Source organism: Salinarimonas sp. NSM (assembly GCF_052380005.1).
Classification (GTDB): domain Bacteria; phylum Pseudomonadota; class Alphaproteobacteria; order Rhizobiales; family Beijerinckiaceae; genus Salinarimonas.
The window spans coordinates 21,131-34,227 of the sequence record NZ_JBQTCJ010000054.1 but is presented as its reverse complement, the minus strand read 5'-3'; the positions used below and the strand labels follow the sequence as shown (position 1 = coordinate 34,227).

The window sequence follows — 13,097 nt, the reverse complement described above, 5'->3', positions numbered from 1 at the left end:
GCCGCCGCGGGTCTCCCCTCTCCCTCGTGGAGAGGGGCCGGGGGTGTGGGGCGTGGAAGGCTGGTGCGACGCCGATGCGGGTGCCCGACCTGCGGTCGCGGCCTCCATCGATGCCGAGATCGTCCTGCCCGCCCCACGCCGGCACGAGCGGGAGGGGAGCGCGTCGGCGCTTCCTGCGATAGAGGGCGACCATGGAGTGGACCGACGAGGGCATCGTGCTCGGCGCGCGCTCCCACGGCGAGAGCGGCGCGATCGTCGAGCTGCTGACGATGGAGCACGGCCGGCATCTCGGCTACGTCAACGGCGCGCGCGGCAAGCGGCTCGCAGCGGTCGTCCAGCCGGGCAACACGGTGGCGGCGTCCTGGCGGGCGCGCACCGACGAGCAGATGGGGACGTTCACGCTCGAGGGCGTCGCCCTGCGCTCGGGCGCGCTGATGGCCTCGCGGCTCGCGCTCTACGGGCTCGCCACGATGAGCGCGCACCTGCGCCACCTGCCCGAACGCGACCCGCATCCCGCGCTCTACGTCGCGGCGCAGGCCCTCGTCTCGCACCTCGACGACCCCGACCTCGCGCCGCGCCTGTTCGTCGCCTTCGAGCTCGCGCTGCTCGCCGAGCTCGGCTTCGGCCTCGACCTCGGCGCCTGCGCGCTCACGGGCGTGACGGACGACCTCGCCTGGGTCTCGCCGCGGACGGGCCGCGCGGTCTCCCGCGACGCCGGTGCGCCCTGGGCCGACAAGCTCCTGGCGCTGCCGGCCTTCCTGACGGCGCGCGGCAGAAGCGAGGGCGGCGGGGCGGGCGACGGGGACGACCCGACGCCCGAGGAGATCGCGCAGGGCTTTACGCTGACGGGGCACTTCCTGGAGCGCGCGGTGTTCGCGCCGAACGGCGTGCAGGCGCCGCCGGAGCGGATGCGGTTCGTGGGGCTGGCGCGCGCGGGATCGTGATGGGCGTGGACAACTCCGCCTCGGCCCATCGTGCGCCCTTGCCCACGTACCCCATCCGTTCTAACGAGTTCAGTCGCACATCAACCCGAGGCGCCACATGGGCAAGCCCGTCGATCCGCCGTCCGGCCCCGACGCCGAGAGCATCAACCTGAAGGACGCGCTCGAGGAGCGCTATCTCGCCTACGCGCTCTCGACGATCATGAACCGCGCGCTGCCGGATGCGCGCGACGGGCTCAAGCCCGTGCACCGGCGCATCCTCTACGGCATGCGCCTCCTGCGGCTCGACCCCGGCACGGCCTTCAAGAAGTCCGCCAAGGTCGTGGGCGACGTGATGGGCTCGTTCCACCCCCACGGCGATCAGGCGATCTACGACGCGCTGGTGCGACTGGCGCAGGACTTCGCCTCGCGCTACCCGCTGGTCGACGGGCAGGGCAACTTCGGCAACATCGACGGCGATTCGGCCGCCGCCTACCGCTACACCGAAGCGCGCCTCACCGAGGTCGCGCGCCTGCTGCTCGACGGGATCGACGAGGACACGGTCGACTTCCGGCCGAACTACGACGGCTCGACGGAGGAGCCCGTCGTGCTGCCGGCGGCCTTCCCGAACCTCCTCGCCAACGGCTCGCAGGGCATCGCGGTGGGCATGGCGACCTCGATCCCGCCGCACAACGCGGCGGAACTGTGCGACGCGGCGCTCTACCTCATCGACCACCCGCAGACCACCTCCGAGCAGCTCCTCGCCTTCGTGCCGGGGCCGGACTTCCCCACAGGCGGCATCATCGTCGAGAAGCGCGAGCAGATCGTCGAGGCCTACAATACCGGCCGCGGCGGCTTTCGCGTGCGCGCGCGCTGGCACAAGGAGGACGGCGGGCGCGGGCAATGGTCGGTCGTGGTGACCGAGATCCCCTACGGGGTCGGCAAGTCCCGCATGATCGAGAAGATCGCGGAGCTGATGGCCGAGCGCAAGCTGCCGCTCGTGGCGGACGTGCGCGACGAATCGGCGGAGGACGTCCGCATCGTCTTCGAGCCGCGCACGCGTACGGTCGACGCCGCGCTGATGATGGAATCGCTGTTCCGGCTGACCGATCTCGAGGCGCGCATCCCGCTCAACATGAACGTGCTCGTCGGCGGGACGGTACCCAGGGTCATCGGGCTCGCCGAGGCGCTGCAGGCGTGGCTCGACCACCGCCGCGACGTGCTCCAGCGCCGCTCGCGCCACCGCATGGCCGCGATTGACCGCAGGCTCGAGATCCTGCGCGGCCTCCTCGTCATCTACCTCGATCTCGACGAGGTCATCCGCATCATCCGCGAGGAGGACGAGCCGAAGGCCGAGCTGATGCGCACCTTCGAGCTCACCGAGATCCAGGCCAACGCCATCCTCGACACGCGCCTGCGCTCCTTGCGCAAGCTCGAGGAGATGGAGCTCAAGCGCGAGCTCGACGGGCTCACCGAGGAGCGCGCGGGCCTCGAGGCGCTGCTCGCCAGCGACGCGAAGCAGTGGAAGACGGTGGCCAAGCAGATCCGCGAGGTGCGCAAGAGCTTCTCCGGCGAGACGGCGGTGGGGCGGCGGCGCACCAGCTTCGAGGACATGCCGGACACGGCCGGCATCGACATCACCGAGGCGATGGTCGAGCGCGAGCCGATCACCGTGATCGTCTCGACCAAGGGCTGGATCCGCGCGCTCAAGGGCCACGTCCAGGACGTCTCGTCGGTCGCGTTCAAGGGCGACGACGCGCTCGCCTTCTCCTTCCACACGGAGACGACGGCGAAGATCCTGGCACTCGCGACCAACGGCAAGGTGTTCACGCTGGATGCCTCGAAGCTGCCGGGCGGGCGCGGCTTCGGCGACCCGATCCGGCTGATGGTCGATTTCGACGACGACGCCGAGATCGCGGCGATCTTCCCGTTCGTGGCCGGCCAGAAGCTCTTCCTCGTCTCCTCGGACGGACGCGGCTTCGTCGCGCCCACCGATGCGCTCGTCGCCAACACCCGCAAGGGGAAGCTCGCGCTCAACGTCGACGCCGGCACGAAAGCCGTGCTCGCCGTACCCGCGGAGGGTGATCACGTCGCCATCGTCGGCGAGAACCGCAAGCTCCTCGTCTTCCCGCTGGCGCAGGTGCCCGAGATGAGCCGCGGGAAGGGCGTGCGACTCCAGCGCTACCGCGACGGCGGCGTCTCGGACGCCAAGATCTTCACGCTCGTCGATGGGCTCACCTGGGTCGACACGTCCGGGCGCACCTGGACCGTGAAGGGCGAGGACCTGCGCGACTGGATCGCCAACCGCGCCGACGCCGGCCGCCTGCCGCCGAAGGGCTTCCCGAAGACGAACAGGTTTTCGTAATTCCACAAACCGGCACGGGCGAAATTCACAATTGCGCTGGTGGCCCATTAACGGTTCGCCACCACTCTCGGCCTGTGAAACAGGTGACGCGCGCCGCCCGAACGGCGCGCCTCCGGGAGAGAGCGATGACGACGTTGGCACGCCTCGTCTACGTCAGCCGACCCCGTATGGCGGGGCGAGATGGTAGCTCGCTCGCGGGATGGCGGCGGACGTCGCATGCCGGCTTTCTGGCGCAATGCGACGCGATCCTCGTCGAGGCGCGCCGGCGCAACGCGGACGCTGCGATCACCGGGGCGCTGCTGGCCGGTCCCGGCCTGTTCGCCCAGGTGCTGGAAGGCAGTCGCGCGGCCGTCTCGGAAGCCTTCGCGCGGATCTGCCGCGATCCACGCCACGAGGCGATCGAGATCCTCGAGATGCGCGCCGTCGACGAGCGGCGCTTCGCTCAGTGGACCATGGCGTTCAGCGACATCGACGGCGCGCCCGCGGCGCTCGTCGCGCGATTCAGGCAGGGGCGGGAGCTCGACGTCCGGCAGATGACGCCCACCGCGCTCCTCGCCTTCATGGAAGCCGTCGCGCAGGCGCAGGCGCAGGACAACGCGCTGCTCGGCGCGCCGCGCCCGAGCTACGTCGACGACATCGTCTTCGTCGAAGCCGCGGAATAGGCGAAAGTCCGCGTCAGGCACGACCGAGGCGGGCGAGCACGCCTTCGGCCGCCGCCCGGCCGGTGGCGAGGCAGCCCTGCAGCAGGTAGCCGCCCGTCGGTGCATGCCAGTCGAGCATCTCGCCGGCGACGAAGACGCCCGGGCGCACGCGCAGCATGAGGCCGGCTTCGAGCGCCTCGGCGCGCACGCCGCCGCGCGTGGAGATGGCGCGCTCGATCGGCCGCATGGACGCGACCGAAAGGACGCAGTCCTTCGCGCGGGCGGCGAGCGCCTCCGGGTCGGCCGGCAGTGGACCCGCCTCGCGCATCAGCCCGACCGCCGCCGGCGCGAGCCCGGCGCGGCGCAGCCGCTCGGTCAGCGTGCGCCCCTTGGGCGCGGCTGCGATGCGCGCGGCGAGAGCGTCGGCGTCCAGGTCCGGCCGCAGGTCGAGATGGAGCGCGACGGCCCCGGCCGCATCGAGCGCTTCGCCGATGTGGGCCGAGCGGGCGTAAATCCCGGTCCCTTCGAGCCCGTGCTCCGTGATCATCGCCTCGGTCGTGTCCGACGCGTCCGCCGGCCGCCCCACGCCGATCGCGACGCGCTTGAGCGGCGTGCCGGCGAATCGCGCCCGGAAGACGGCGCTCCAGGCGGTGGCGACGCCGGCGTTCATCGGCGCGAGGGGCGCCACGGCGACGCCGGCCTCCGCGAGGATCGGGACCCATGCCCCGTCCGAGCCGAGTCGCGACCAGGAGGCGCCGCCGAGCGCCAGGATGGTCGCGTCGGCGGGGAGCGCACGCGCCTCGCCACCGCTCTCGACGACGAGCCCGCCATCGTCGGAGAAACCCGTCCAGCGCGTTCGGGCGAGGAGCCGGACGCCGGCCGCCTGGAGCCGCGCGAGCCAGGCGCGGGCGAGCGGGCTCGCCTTGAAGCTCTGTGGAAAGACGCGGCCGGAGGAGCCGACGAAGGTCGGCTCGCCGAGCCGGTCCGCCCAGGCGCGAAGGTCCTGCGGCGTGAACCGCGCGATCGCCTCCCGCACCACAGGTGCGACGCTGCCGCCGTACCGCGCGAGAACGCGCTCCAGCGGCTCGGAATGGGTCAGGTTGAGCCCGCCGCGTCCCGCGAGCAGGAATTTTCGCGCAGGGCTCGGCATGCGCTCGATCAGCGTCACCGAGACGCCTCCCGCCTCCACGAGCCGCTCGGCGGCGGCGAGGCCGGCGGGGCCGGCCCCGACGATGACGACCTGGGGCAGGCTCACCTGCGGGCTCCTCCGGACGGGCTCTCGCGCACGCGACAGCGGGCGCGGGCACTGCGCGCAGGCCAGAGATGACCCGGGCCGCCGCCGGAGGCAAGCTCACGGCGAGAGTTCGCGTCGCGAGGAGCTGCCGAGGCCCCTCGGCGCCGCTCAGCTGGCGCGATCGGCGGCACCGTTGGCCGGCTTGACGGGCCGCGCCGGCTCGGCCGGCTCGAACAGCGCGTCCTCCCCGCCCGCATCGATCGCGTCCGGCGCGGGCGGCGGCGGGACCGGCACGGGGCGCGGGGCCGGGTTCGGTGCCGCGGCCGGACCCTTGGAGCCGCTCGCGACCGCCGCCGCGGGCTGCGCGGGTGCCGGCTTCGCCGCCGGCTGCGGTGCGGCGGCCGGTGCGCCCGGCGCATCGCTGCGCGAGAGGCGCTTGAGCGCGCTCAGCACCGCATCGTCCCGGCCGCGGCCGGCGAAGCGTGGCGCCCGCGAGTCGAGGTCGTCGAGGAGCGCATCGAGCGCCGCATCGGCAATCGGCCCCTCCCAGAGGGGCGGACGGGCGCCGAGGGCGAGTGCGCGGGGCTCGATCGCCTCCTCGCCGGCGAGCTCGGGGCCGAACCAGGTCGGCGCGGCGAACCCCCGCGCCTCGTCCTCGCCCTCGAAGGCGACGCGCACCACCGCGGCGATGGAAGGCGCCAGGTAGCGGTCGACGACGACGATCGGCCCCTCGCCCGAATCCATGCGGATGCGCTCGTAGCTCACCTTGCCGGCACAGACGTCGAGCAGGATCTCGCCCTGCGCGCGCGAGACCTCGGTGCGCTCCTCCCCCGACACGGCGCCGTCCCGGAGCGTCTCCAGCACGAGCTCGCAGCGGTCGCCCTCGAGGCGCACGTGCGAGCGGCGATCCGGCTGGTCGGGGAAATGTCCCTCCAGCACCCGCACGCCCGGCCGCTCACGGCGGATGAGGCGCACCAGGGACGGCGCGATGGCGTAGCGGCGTTGCGGCTTCATTGCGGTGTCTCGACGCTGTGGGGGCGGGGCGTGTCGCGCCGACGCCCGGCGGGGAGGCCCCGCGGGCGCCAGCGTCACGCTCTGTCTTCTGCGCTCGCACCGTCCGGCACGAGCGGCCGAACGGTCGGAGCAGAATGCGTCGGATTTGCGCCCTTCGTCTTTAAAGTCGGTTAGGGCCCACACCGCGGCCGGCGGGCACGTCGCCGGCCTCCTCCTCGTCCTCCGCCTCCTCGCCGCGGTCGCTCTCCTCGATCTCGCTCTCCTCGCCTTTCAGCAGGCGCAGAACCTCGAGCGCGACGGGCCAGGGCGTCGCCATGGCGATCTTGAGCATGGCGCGCCCGTCGCCGAGGTCGTCGACGTGCACGCCCGAGACGGCCGCCTCCTCGGCCGCGGACCCACCGGGGCCCTGGAGCTCGATCGCCCCGAGCAGCTCCTGCGTCTCGACGCCCAGAACGCGCCCGAGCGCCTCCACGTGCGTCATCCGTCGCGGCAGGCTCCGCCCCTTCGCGTAGGACCAGACGCTGACGTCGGAGATCCGCATGCCCGGCGGCAGGTGCTCCTGGGCCCGCCGGGCGGTTTCCTTGTAGGTGAGGCCGCTGCGCTTGATCGCCTGCCAGAGGCGCTGCGAGAAGGCGTCCTTGTCGATTGGGAGCGTCCGCTCCTTCGCCGGCTTCGCCGACGTCTCGGGGGCGTTCGAACGTCCCTGCATCACTCGGATCCTCGCGAGCTCGGGCGGGCGACCGCGTCCGGCGCGCCGCGAAGCGGGGCGACGGGGCGGACGGGGGGTGTCTCCGGCGGTCGCTTGGGCGCGGCCGTCCCGGAACCGTGGCTTTCGAGAAAAACGCGAACAGTGGTTTGATTATGGCGCACGCCGGCCGATCTCCCGCAGAGAAGACGCCGCGCCGGATTGTGCGCGGCCGATGCGCCCCCCGTGCATTCGCCTCGATGTGACACTCTGACGGAGAATGGTTTTCCCGATCTTAAACGATGAGAATCGAAGCTGGCCATATCGAAACGCCTCCATGTCAACGGATGTCAATGTCCCTTGCTCACTGTTCCTGAACGGAACTGAACGAGACGCTGGCTGGAGACTGTGCGAGGATCGTACCGGGCAATTATACCGAATGAAAAGCAGCATATTTTATCGAAGATTACTTTCTATTCGACCTTGTTCATCGGATAGCGCCGCTTGCCGCTGGAGGGTGAAGCACAGCCGGCGGGCGTTGCAGCCATACGGAGGGTGCCGCGGCGACGTGGTGGTGGCCCCGGCCGGGATCGAACCGGCACGCCTCGAGGGCTCCGAATTTTAAGTTCGGTGCGTCTACCAGTTTCGCCACGGGGCCGCGCGAGCGATGCGACGCGCATCTATCACACGTCGCGCCCGGTGCGAAGCTCGACGAATCGCCGCCTCTTCGGAAGCCGCGGCGTGCCCGCGCCGTTCGACGGCGAGGGAGCCTACCGGCCGCCCGCGCGTTGCTCTCGCCGACACCTTAGACCGGAGTGCCCCAGATGCGCCACTCGAGCTTCGCCGCCGCCGTGAGCCTCACGCTGGCCTCCGCTGGGCTATTCCCCGCCGCCGCCGAGCCGGCGCTCGACCCCATCGCGGTCGAGACGGCACGGCTCGAGGGGTACGAGCCCATGGAGGGCGAGCGCAGCCCGCTCGTCCTGCGCCTCCAGGTCCTGCTCGACCGCGCCGACGTCTCGCCCGGCGTCATCGACGGCTATCTCGGCGAGAACGTCCGCAAGGCGCTCGAGGCCTATGCCCTGCGCGAGAGCATAGACGCGAACGGGCCGCTGGCGGCGCCGGTGGTCGAGGCGCTGATCGCCGGCGACGACGCGCCCGTGCTCTCCACCTACACGATCACCGAGGACGACGTCGCCGGACCCTTCGTCGACGAGATCCCCGACGACTACGCGGCGCTCGCCGAGATGGAGCGCCTCGCCTATCACGGCCCGCAGGAGATGCTGGCCGAGCGCTTCCACATGGACCAGGACCTCCTCGCGGCGATGAACCCGCGGGCGGACTTCTCCCGGGCGGGCACCGAGATCCTCGTCGCGCAGCCGGGCGACCCGCTGGAGACGGCCGCGATCGCGCGCATCGAGGTCTCCCGCTCCCGCGGCGCGCTGCGGGCGCTCGACGGCGACGGCGGCCTCGTGCTGTTCCATCCCGCGACCGTGGGGAGCAGAGAGACCCCCTCCCCGTCCGGCACGCACGAGGTGACCGCGATCGCCACCGACCCGGCCTACTACTATCGCCCCGACGTGAACTTCCAGCAGGGGGATCTCGAGACGCAGCTCGAAATCCCGCCGGGGCCGAACAACCCCGTCGGCACGGTCTGGATCGATCTCAGCGAGCCCACCTACGGCATTCACGGCACGCCAACGCCGGCGGAGATCGACAAGGACTACAGCCACGGCTGCGTGCGCCTCACCAACTGGGATGCCGAGGAGCTGGCCGCCCTGGTCGAGACCGGCACGCCGGTGGCGTTCGTCGAATGAGCCGGCGCCGCCCCCTCTTCGCGCGGGCGGCCGCGACGGCGCTCCGCACCGCGCTCGCGGCCGTTGCGATCGCCCCTCTCGCCGTCGCGGCGCAGGACGCGCCGCCGCGCCCGCCCGAGAGACCGCCGCATCTCCGGCGCATCGACATGAACCCGCCGCTCCCCGTGGCGCGGCCCGCGCTCGAGGCGGATGCCGAGGACGGGGCGGGCGAGGAGGCCGAGAGCCCCGCCGCCGACGGGCACACCGACGAGGCGCCGCAGCCGCCGCCCCGCCCGAAGGTGGAGGAGCCGGAGGCGGACGTCGAGGACGAGGCCGAAAGCCCCGCCGCCGATGCGCGGACCGACGATTCGCCGCTCCCGCCCCCGCGCCCGGTGGTCGAGGAGCCCGAGGCGGTGCTGCCCGACGCGCCGCGCCGGCCGCTGGAGACCGACCCGGCCGAGCGCGCGGCCCACGAGGCCTGCCTCGCCGATCTGGACGAACGCGACGTCGTCTACGAGCCGTTGCCGGCGATCGACGGCGAGGGGCGCTGCGGCGTGGCCTTCCCGCTGCGGTTGGAGGCCGTGGGCGGGATCGCGCTCCAGCCCGCCGTCACGGTCCAGTGCCCCGTCGCCCGCGCCCTCGCCGGCTGGAGCGCGCAGGCGCTGGTGCCCGCCGCGCGCGAGCATCTCGACGCGCGCCCGACGACGCTGTTCACGGCGGGCGCCTACGCCTGCCGCGGCCGCAACCAGCAAGAGGATGCGCGGCTCTCCGAGCACGCCTTCGCCAACGCCGTCGACCTCAGCGGCATCGGCTTTGCGACCCGCATCGCCGTGCCGGTCGAGCCGCGCGGCGGGGAGAGCGGCCCCGAGGCCGCGTTCCAGCGCGAAATCCGCAAGGCGGCCTGCGCCCACTTCCGCACCGTGCTCGGCCCGGGCGCGGACGCCTACCACGACGACCATCTGCACTTCGATCAGCGCCAGCGAACGAACGACTATCGCCTGTGCGAGTGATCCGCGCGACGCGGCGCCTCAGTCGGCGTCGCGCTCGTGCTTGAGGTGGAGCTTCAGCTCGATCACCCGCACGACGGACATCATGATGATGCCGAACACGACGGAGACCGCCGCGAGCGTGTACTGCCCCGCGCCCAGCGCGATCCCGAATGCGGCGGCGAGCCACAGGTTGGCGGCCGAGGTGAGGTTGCGCACGTCTCCCTTCGAGACGAAGATCGCGCCAGCCGCGATGAAGCCGATCGCCTGGGCGAGACCCTGGATCGCGCGCAGCGGGTCGACCGTCACCTGGTCCCCGGTCGCTAGCGCCTGCTCGTAGACGAGGAAGGCCGAGATCGTGATGACGCAGGAGGAGAGGCTGACCATGCCATGCGTGCGCAGCCCCGTCGCCCGCCCGCGCAGCTCCCGATCGAGGCCGAGCAGCATGCCGCCGATCGCGGCCGCGAAGAGCCGGACCGTCACGTCCCAGAACGGGATCTCGCCGGAGTAGAGGATCTCGTCGACCACCTGCGCTCCACCTCGTCTCGTGTGCATCCCTGCGACGGGAACGCACGAGGTCCGCGGTTCGCTCCGCGCGGACGCGGAAGACGTCACAGCACCTTCGCCATGACGCAGCGCCGCGCGGGGTCGAGGCCGGCGGCGATCTCGTTCCGGTATTTCGCTGCGTGGCCCGGCGGCAGGCCGGGGATCGTGAGCTCGACGAATCCGAGCCGGCCGTAGAACGGCTTGTTCCAGGCGAGCACCCGGTCGGTGGTCAGCGTCAGCGCCGGAACGAAGGCCCAGCGCCCGAAGTCGATCGCCGTCGCCATCAGGGCGGTTCCGAGACGCCGCCGCTGGTGCGGGCGGGCGACCGAGACCTCGTGAACGTGCAGGAAGCCGTCGAGGTCGCCCGCGGCGAGGAACCCCACCGGCGCATCGCGCGCATCCGCCGCGACCCAGAGCGTCCCGGCCACGCGACAGAGGTCGAGGGCCTCGGCCGGCATCGTCGCCACCGGCTCCGGCAGCGGCGCGCCGGCCTCCGCGAACAGCGTCGCGGCGGAGGCCTCGACCGCCGGCAGGAGCGGGACGTCCGCCTCCGCCGCCGGGCGGATGCGGTAGCCGGGCGCCGGATCAGCCCTCACCGGGCTGAGGCCCGTCGTAGCCCTCGATGACGATGAGGTCGACGTCCGCGCCGCCCTTCTGCTCGGCGAGCGCCTCCTGGTACTCGGGCGAGTTCCAGCAAGCGAGGGCTGTCTCGTAGCTCGGGAACTCGATGACGACGTTGCGCGCCCGCGCCTCTCCCTTCACAGCCTCGAAGGCGCCGCCGCGCACGAGGAAGCGGCCGCCGTACTTCGCGAAGGCGATGCCGTTCTTGGCGACGTAGTTCTTGTAGGCGTCGGCGTCGCGCACGTCGACGCGCCCGATCCAGTAGCCCTTGCGCATCACTCGGCTCCCTCGACGATGACCATGTCGGCGATGCCGGCGCCCTCGCGCTTGGCCTTGGCGGCCTGATACTCCGGCGAGTGGTAGTAGCGCTCCGCCTGCTCCATCGACTCGAACTCGATGACGACGTTGCGCGGGCGCCCCTCGCCTTCCATCACCTTCATCGCGCCGCCGCGCACGATCGGCCGCCCGCCGTACTTGCGGATCGCCTCGGTGGCGCCCTTGGCGTACTCGGCGTAGCGCTCCGGGTCGGTGACGGTGACGCGGGCGATGAAATAGGCCTTGGGCATGATGTCTCCTTCGTTCCGGGTCCGATGCGATGCCGGGCGCGGCATCCTAGCCGATGCGCCGGTCGCGAAGGCAAGCGGCGGCGACGCTCAGACGGCCTGCGCCATCTCCGCCAGCACGGCCTGTGCCGCCGCCCGCGGGTCCTCCGCGCGGATGATCGGGCGGGCGACGACGAGGTGGTCGGCGCCCGCGGCGAGCGCGGCCGCCGGGGTGACGACGCGCTTCTGGTCGCCGGCCTCCGCGCCCGCGGGCCGGATGCCGGGCGTGACGATCGCCGTCTCGTCGCCGACGACGCCGCGCAGGCGCGCGGCCTCCGCCGCCGAGGCGACGATGCCGTCGATGCCGATCGCGCGGGCCTGCGCGGCGCGGCGCGCGACGAGGCTCGCGACGTCGCCCGAGAAGCCCGCCTCGGCGAGGTCGGCGTCGTCCCAGGAGGTCAGAACAGTCACGGCGAGGATCCGCAGGCCACCGTCACCCCGCCCCGCGACGGCCGCACGCATGGTCTGCGGGTAGGCGTGCACGGTCAGGAAATCGACCCCCATCGCCGCGACCGCGCCGACGCCCTCCTCCACGGTGTTGGCGATGTCGTGGAGCTTGAAGTCGAGGAACACCTTCTTGCCCGCGTCGACGAGCTCGCGCGCGAAGCCGAGCCCGCCCGAGAAGCCCAGCCTGTAGCCGATCTTGTAGAAGCGCCCGGCGTCGCCGATGCGCGCCACGAGGGCGCGGGCCTCGTCGACGGAGGGGACGTCGAGGCCGATGATCAGGCGCTCCTCGAGCGGGATGGCGGGACGGGTCACGGGCTCGGGTCCTCTTCGGGCTCTATCGTCGGCGCGGCGCCGGGCTTCGCCTTGCCCGGCTTCGGTGCGGGGGTCTTGTCGGGGAAGCGGCAGAGGTCGGCGATGGCGCAGCGCCAGCACTCGGGCTTTCTCGCCTTACAGACGTAGCGACCGTGCAGGATCAGCCAATGATGCGCGTTGCGCCGGTAGGGCTCCGGCACGAGCGGGGTGAGCGCCGCCTCGATCGCATCGGTGTCGCGCCCGTAGGCGAGCGGGATGCGATGGGAGACGCGGAAGATGTGCGTGTCGACCGCGAGCGTCGGCTCGCCGAAGGCGACGTTCATCACCACTGCCGCCGTCTTGCGCCCGACGCCGGGCAGCGTCTCGAGCACCGACCGATCGGCGGGCACGGCGCCGCCGTGCTCCTCGACCAGGATGCGCGACAGCGCGATCACGTTCTTCGCCTTGGCGTTGAACAGGCCGATCGTCTTGATGCGCTCGCGCACGCCCTCCTCGCCGAGCGCGAGCATGGCGGCGGGCGTGTCCGCCACCGGGAACAGGCCGCGGGTGGCCTTGTTGACGCCGGCGTCCGTCGCCTGGGCGGAGAGCACGACGGCGACGAGGAGCGTGAACGGGTTCGTGTACTCGAGGTCCGAGCGCGGATCGGGATCGGCGGCGGCGAGGCGGCGGAAGATCTCGCGGCGCGTCTCGGCGTCGACGGGCCTGGGGGGCTTGCGGCCGATGGCGCCGGCGAACTTGGCGGCGGGCTTCGGCTTGCTCGTCCTCGGCTTCGGCTTGGAGGCCTTCTTCGCCGTCGCCGCCGACGCGCTCCGTCCGCGAACGGGACGCCCCTCCCCGCTCCCGTCGGCGGGTGCGGCGTCGGCGACCGTCTCCTCCGGCGATTTCGAGCGCACGGCACACTCCCAAGCGGCGACGAGCGCGTTATACTCTC

The 13,097-nt window shown here is 72.4% G+C and carries 14 protein-coding genes and 1 tRNA gene; 5 read left to right on the top strand and 10 right to left on the bottom strand.

The genetic code is table 11. From position 1 onward, the window contains the following. Positions 1-191: 191 nt before the first annotated feature. The 3 genes from recO (at position 192) to ACTZWW_RS17505 (ending at position 3,947) form a co-directional block, all read left to right on the top strand. Entirely contained in the window at positions 192-944 is a 753-nt protein-coding gene (gene recO, locus ACTZWW_RS17515; protein ID WP_444782258.1) for a DNA repair protein RecO, read from the top strand. A gap of 97 nt (positions 945-1,041) precedes the next feature. Beyond that, on the top strand, positions 1,042-3,285 hold the full coding sequence (gene parC / locus ACTZWW_RS17510; RefSeq protein WP_444782257.1) for a DNA topoisomerase IV subunit A: 2,244 nt from the start codon (positions 1,042-1,044) through the stop codon (positions 3,283-3,285). A 125-nt stretch (positions 3,286-3,410) separates the two neighbouring features. Continuing rightward, a complete protein-coding gene (locus ACTZWW_RS17505) occupies positions 3,411-3,947 on the top strand; it encodes a BLUF domain-containing protein (RefSeq protein WP_444782256.1) in 537 nt (178 codons plus the stop codon). Between the two features lie 13 nt (positions 3,948-3,960). Here the strand turns inward: ACTZWW_RS17505 and ACTZWW_RS17500 are convergent, their stop codons facing one another. The 4 genes from ACTZWW_RS17500 to ACTZWW_RS17485 form a co-directional block, all read right to left on the bottom strand. Beyond that, positions 3,961-5,181 (bottom strand): NAD(P)/FAD-dependent oxidoreductase, encoded by a 1,221-nt coding sequence (locus ACTZWW_RS17500; RefSeq protein WP_444782255.1) that lies wholly within the window; start codon positions 5,179-5,181, stop codon positions 3,961-3,963. 147 nt (positions 5,182-5,328) lie between these two features. Further along, positions 5,329-6,174 carry a hypothetical protein gene (locus tag ACTZWW_RS17495; RefSeq protein ID WP_444782254.1) on the bottom strand — a complete coding sequence of 282 codons (846 nt, stop codon included), beginning with the start codon at positions 6,172-6,174 and terminating at the stop codon, positions 5,329-5,331. A 160-nt stretch (positions 6,175-6,334) separates the two neighbouring features. Further along, positions 6,335-6,883, bottom strand: coding sequence for a hypothetical protein (locus ACTZWW_RS17490; RefSeq protein ID WP_444782253.1), 549 nt, complete (start codon positions 6,881-6,883; stop codon positions 6,335-6,337). Between the two features lie 548 nt (positions 6,884-7,431). Then, positions 7,432-7,517: transfer RNA gene (locus ACTZWW_RS17485), tRNA-Leu, on the bottom strand. Between the two features lie 166 nt (positions 7,518-7,683). Here ACTZWW_RS17485 and ACTZWW_RS17480 point away from each other — a divergent pair. Both ACTZWW_RS17480 and ACTZWW_RS17475 read left to right on the top strand, forming a co-directional pair. Then, complete coding sequence (locus tag ACTZWW_RS17480) at positions 7,684-8,673, top strand: L,D-transpeptidase family protein (RefSeq protein ID WP_444782252.1); 990 nt, start codon at positions 7,684-7,686, stop codon at positions 8,671-8,673. After that, positions 8,670-9,662 carry an extensin family protein gene (locus ACTZWW_RS17475; RefSeq protein WP_444782251.1) on the top strand — a complete coding sequence of 331 codons (993 nt, stop codon included), beginning with the start codon at positions 8,670-8,672 and terminating at the stop codon, positions 9,660-9,662. The genes ACTZWW_RS17480 and ACTZWW_RS17475 overlap by 4 nt, the downstream gene beginning before the upstream one ends. An 18-nt stretch (positions 9,663-9,680) precedes the next feature. On the opposite strand, the gene ACTZWW_RS17470 is transcribed toward ACTZWW_RS17475, so the two are convergent. The 6 genes from ACTZWW_RS17470 to nth form a co-directional block, all read right to left on the bottom strand. Beyond that, a complete protein-coding gene (locus ACTZWW_RS17470) occupies positions 9,681-10,166 on the bottom strand; it encodes an MgtC/SapB family protein (RefSeq protein WP_444782250.1) in 486 nt (161 codons plus the stop codon). Between the two features lie 83 nt (positions 10,167-10,249). Next, positions 10,250-10,780 carry a GNAT family N-acetyltransferase gene (locus ACTZWW_RS17465; protein WP_444782249.1) on the bottom strand — a complete coding sequence of 177 codons (531 nt, stop codon included), beginning with the start codon at positions 10,778-10,780 and terminating at the stop codon, positions 10,250-10,252. Beyond that, the gene (locus ACTZWW_RS17460) at positions 10,770-11,081 is read right to left on the bottom strand and encodes a DUF1330 domain-containing protein (protein WP_444782248.1); all 312 of its coding nucleotides are present in this window, start codon (positions 11,079-11,081) and stop codon (positions 10,770-10,772) included. Before ACTZWW_RS17460 ends, ACTZWW_RS17465 begins: the two co-directional genes overlap by 11 nt. After that, the gene (locus ACTZWW_RS17455) at positions 11,081-11,371 is read right to left on the bottom strand and encodes a DUF1330 domain-containing protein (RefSeq protein WP_029029588.1); all 291 of its coding nucleotides are present in this window, start codon (positions 11,369-11,371) and stop codon (positions 11,081-11,083) included. Before ACTZWW_RS17455 ends, ACTZWW_RS17460 begins: the two co-directional genes overlap by 1 nt. An 87-nt stretch (positions 11,372-11,458) precedes the next feature. After that, positions 11,459-12,166 carry an orotidine-5'-phosphate decarboxylase gene (gene pyrF, locus ACTZWW_RS17450; protein ID WP_444782247.1) on the bottom strand — a complete coding sequence of 236 codons (708 nt, stop codon included), beginning with the start codon at positions 12,164-12,166 and terminating at the stop codon, positions 11,459-11,461. Continuing rightward, a complete protein-coding gene (gene nth, locus ACTZWW_RS17445; protein WP_444782246.1) occupies positions 12,163-13,059 on the bottom strand; it encodes an endonuclease III in 897 nt (298 codons plus the stop codon). The genes pyrF and nth overlap by 4 nt, the downstream gene beginning before the upstream one ends. Between the last annotated feature and the right edge of the window lie 38 nt (positions 13,060-13,097).